Annotated in this window: 4 protein-coding genes and 1 pseudogene; 3 read left to right on the forward strand and 2 right to left on the reverse strand. The window is 66.2% G+C overall.

Annotated elements, in window-relative coordinates; translation table 11 throughout:
- Positions 1-100: 100 nt before the first annotated feature.
- Positions 101-346, forward strand: a pseudogene (locus QZ847_RS17045) (DUF4167 domain-containing protein); the annotation flags it as partial.
- 516 nt (positions 347-862) lie between these two features.
- The gene (locus QZ847_RS17050) at positions 863-1,120 is read left to right on the forward strand and encodes a hypothetical protein (protein WP_366930210.1); all 258 of its coding nucleotides are present in this window, start codon (positions 863-865) and stop codon (positions 1,118-1,120) included.
- A gap of 26 nt (positions 1,121-1,146) precedes the next feature.
- Here QZ847_RS17050 and QZ847_RS16140 read toward each other — a convergent pair whose 3' ends face one another.
- Positions 1,147-1,458: a hypothetical protein gene (locus QZ847_RS16140; RefSeq protein WP_294358507.1), complete on the reverse strand. Its 312-nt coding sequence runs from the start codon at positions 1,456-1,458 to the stop codon at positions 1,147-1,149.
- 100 nt (positions 1,459-1,558) lie between these two features.
- On the opposite strand from QZ847_RS16140, the gene QZ847_RS16145 reads away from it, so the two are divergent.
- Positions 1,559-1,987 (forward strand): CBS domain-containing protein, encoded by a 429-nt coding sequence (locus QZ847_RS16145; protein ID WP_294358509.1) that lies wholly within the window; start codon positions 1,559-1,561, stop codon positions 1,985-1,987.
- A gap of 6 nt (positions 1,988-1,993) precedes the next feature.
- On the opposite strand, the gene QZ847_RS16150 is transcribed toward QZ847_RS16145, so the two are convergent.
- Complete coding sequence (locus QZ847_RS16150; RefSeq protein ID WP_294358512.1) at positions 1,994-3,460, reverse strand: lipopolysaccharide biosynthesis protein; 1,467 nt, start codon at positions 3,458-3,460, stop codon at positions 1,994-1,996.
- Between the last annotated feature and the right edge of the window lie 239 nt (positions 3,461-3,699).

A 3,699-nucleotide genomic window follows, 5' to 3' on the forward strand; every position in this document is an offset into this window, starting at 1 on the left:
GTTGTGCCCTCCCTTCGTCATCAGCCGCTGCAGTCCGGTGGCCGTGGCAGGTCCGGTTCGCCACCGTGCAGCCGTCCTGGGGAATGATCGCCCGTGCACCGTGATCGGTGCCGCTCGGGAGCAGTGCCGTTTTAGGTTCGAGGACGAGGACACACTTTTGATCAACAATCGTCAGCAAGGTCGCCGTCGCGGCCGTGGCAATGGACCGCAGCGTTCGGGCGGTGGCGGCCAGGGGCAGCGTGACAGCGGAAATCGCATCGACAGTCGCGCACGCGGCAATGCGGCGCAGTTGCTTGAGAAATACAAGAACATGGCACGCGACGCGCAGATGTCGGGCGACCGGGTCAACACCGAATATTACCTCCAGTTCGCCGATCATTATTTTCGCGTGCTCGCCGACCAGCGCGGGCGCAGCGAGGAGCAGGGGCAGCAGCGCCGTCAATCGCGCGACGATTTTGACCAGTTCGATCCGTTCGACGATTTCGGCGACGAGGGTGAGCCGGTCCGCGCCGACGAAATGCAGCGCGCACAGGAAAGCGATCGCCAGCAGGGCGAGCGGCCGCAGAACGAGCGCCAGCAGAGCGATCGTTATCAAGGCGAGCGTCAGCAGAGCGACCGAGCGCGCGGCGACCGCGATGCCCGTCCCCGTGACGACCGGTTCCGCGACGATCGCCAGGAGCGCCCGCGCTACGACCGCGACGAGCGGCCGCGTGAGGCGCGCGAACAGCGCCAGCCACGTGAAGATCGCCCCCGCTTCGAGCGTGGCGAGCGTCGATTGGCGGAGGTAAGCCAGCCCGCGGTCGCTAACGACGTTGATCAGGCGCCCGTTCAAGGCGCCGAGCTGAATTCGGCACCGCCGCAGGTGGCATCTGCGCCCGACGTGCAGGCCGATGAAGCGCCACGCCGTCGCACCCGCGCGCGCAAGGTTCGCGAGGAGGGCATGGAGAATGCTGCGCCGGCAGAAGCGCTCGACGCGGATCGCCTGCCGCCGTCGCTCGGCATCGTCCGCGCGAGCGATGCGGAAACGATCGCTCCTTCCGCCGACGAGGGCGAGGCACCCAAGCCGCGGCGTCGCCGTGTCGCACGCGCCACCGGCGGTGAGGCTTCGGCCGCGGAGTAGGGTGGCAGCCCTCTAACGATCGAACGTTACGGGCCGACGTCCTTTCGGGGCGCTCGGCCCGTTGTCGTATCAAGGCCGGCGGCGTCGGCGACTTCGTCGTGTCCGGTACCCGAACTCATGAAGGCGAGCCCCATCAGCGCGCCCGCCATCGCAATCGATCCGATCACACCGCCGAAGGTCGCGAGCGTCGCGATCCAGCCGAGCTCGCCGTAAGCACGACCTAGCAGGTGAACGGCGAGGAACGCCGCGACAATGCCGATCAGCGTCATGATCGCCAGGATGCGGCGAAAGCGCCGCCATGCGAAACGCGCCTGCGCCGGATCGTCCAGTCCCTGCATCCGCCACCCCTTGTCCCCACACACTTTGCAACACGCACGCGAACGTGAAATGATGCGACCCGCCAGCCTATAGGCGCGAGACCATACAGGAGAGAAGGCGATGACCATCGCAGCGATCCTCGGCGACAAGGGCGCCGACCTTGTGTCCATCTCACCCGATCGACGTGTTGCCGACGCGGTCGCGCTACTCGCCGAGCGGCGGATCGGTGCGGTGCCGGTGATCGACGATGGTCGCGTCGTCGGCGTCTTTTCCGAACGCGATGTGATCCGCTGCCTGCGCGAGCACGGCGCGTCCGCTCTCGATCAGTCGATTGCAACGGTGATGACGGCCCCCGCCGTGACGGTCGGGCGCGACGACTCGGTGCTCGGCGCGCTGTCGCTTATGACCAAGCGGCGCATCCGCCACCTGCCGGTCGTCGAGGGTGGGCAGGTGCTCGGCATCGTCTCGATCGGCGATCTGGTCAAATACCGAATCGACAGAATCGAGGCGGAAGCACGTGCGATGCGCGATTACATCCAGCAGGCGTGAATCGGATCAGGCACGGACCAGCCTGATCATGTCGCCGATCGTGCCGCGCCAGAACGTCAGCAGCAGCCCGGCGTAGCTCGCCGCGCCGATCGCGACCAGCACGGTGAGATTGAGCAGCGGGCTGAGCGGCGGCAAGACGTGTTCGGCGGCAACCACCAGCGCGGCCATTACAGCCGCGCAGACGATCGCGGGCGTCGCGGCCTGCACAACGGCGCGCGCCGACACGCCGATCACGGGCAAGGCGCGCGCGCTGCTCGCCGCGAGATAGGCAGGATAGGCGACGAGCCAAGCGGCGGCCAAGCCGGTCACACCCCAGTGCACGCCCACGAGAAACGCGGCGGTCAGTAACGCCGCGCCGATCGCGCCGTTGATGACTCCGACCCCAGGTCGACCGACCGCATCGCACGCCGGGGAGTAAAGCACTTGCAGTGTCATGAACGGCATCGCCAGCGCCAGCAGCCGCACGACGGGGACGACCTCGCCCCATTTCTCGCCCAGCGCCGCGTGCACCAGCGGTCCGGCGGTCGCGGCGAGCCCGGCGTAGAAGGGCAAAGCGGCCAGCATCACCAATTGTACCGCTTTAATGAATGCCGCGGCGCGCGCATTCGGATCGTGCTGGATCCGCGCATAGGCGCTGAACGCCACTTCGTTGAGCGGGGGCACGAACTTCGACACGAAAATCTGCGCGAGGAAAAGGCTGGTCGTGTAGATGCCGAGCAGATGCGGGGTGAGTACCCGCCCGGCAATGAACACGTCGGTCTGGCTCTGCAGGAACCAGAACAACTGCCCCAGCGCCATCAAGCCGCCGAAGCGAAGCAAGTCTCCCGCTCCGTCGAAGCGAAACAATGGCCGTACCAACGTGCGCGCCGCCCAAGTCAGTCCGATGGCGCGGGTGAGGTAGAGAGCAGCCGGCGCTGCCACCAGGGTCCACACACCCCAGCCCGACAATGCTCCGAGCAACGCAGTCGAAGCCGACATCAGAGAGGCGGCCATGTTGACCTTCGCCTGGCGGCTGAAATCGAGCTGCCGGCTCAGCAGTGCGGAGGGGAGCGCGATGAAGGGGGTCGTGAGATAAAGCAGCGACTGCACGCGCAGCATGTCGGCGACGATCGGCTGGCGGTAATAAGCGGCGAGCAGCGGCGCCGCGACCACCTGAACGATCGCGAGCGAGCCGTTTAGCAGGATGAGCAGTCCGAACAGCTGCCGTATGTCACGCGCCCCGACCTCTGGCTGGCGAATCAGCGCGCTGGCGAGGCCGTAACCGTCGAGCATGTTGGTGAAGGCGAGGACGACGGCGGTCATCGCGAACAGGCCATAGTCGCTCGGCGACAAGATGCGGATGACTAGGAACGTCGCCGCCCATTGCACGATCTGCGACAGGATCTGGCTCCCGGAACGCCACACGATCGCGTTGCGTATCTGCCGTACAAGCGTCGTGGGCCCGGAGCCCTGTATGGTGTCGACGCTCGTCATCCGACGCGCGTAAGTCATACGATCCTACGGTTACGTAAACATGGGCATAAGGGTGAGCGCGTGCGCCTCTCCATGCGTCCCAAGGACCTCATGGAGGCTTTTTTGACCCTCGCTGCAACTTTTCTGCAAAAACCGTTTGACGGTGTGTGTGGGCTGGCCTAGATGGGTTTCACCGCAGCGGCGGGGCGCTTGATGCGCTGGTGCTGCTAGCTGGTGTGATCGGAAACGGTGGCGCGGCG

The sequence above is a fragment of the uncultured Sphingomonas sp. genome, assembly GCF_913778135.1.
In the GTDB taxonomy this organism is placed as follows: Bacteria; Pseudomonadota; Alphaproteobacteria; order Sphingomonadales; family Sphingomonadaceae; genus Sphingomonas.

What these genes read in the sequence shown, in the direction of transcription:
- QZ847_RS16140 (WP_294358507.1), bottom strand. Translation starts at nt 1,458, where the DNA reads ATGCAGGGACTGGACGATCCGGCGCAGGCGCGTTTCGCATGGCGGCGC.
- QZ847_RS16145 (WP_294358509.1), top strand. Translation starts at nt 1,559, where the DNA reads ATGACCATCGCAGCGATCCTCGGCGACAAGGGCGCCGACCTTGTGTCC.
- QZ847_RS16150 (WP_294358512.1), bottom strand. Translation starts at nt 3,460, where the DNA reads ATGACGAGCGTCGACACCATACAGGGCTCCGGGCCCACGACGCTTGTA.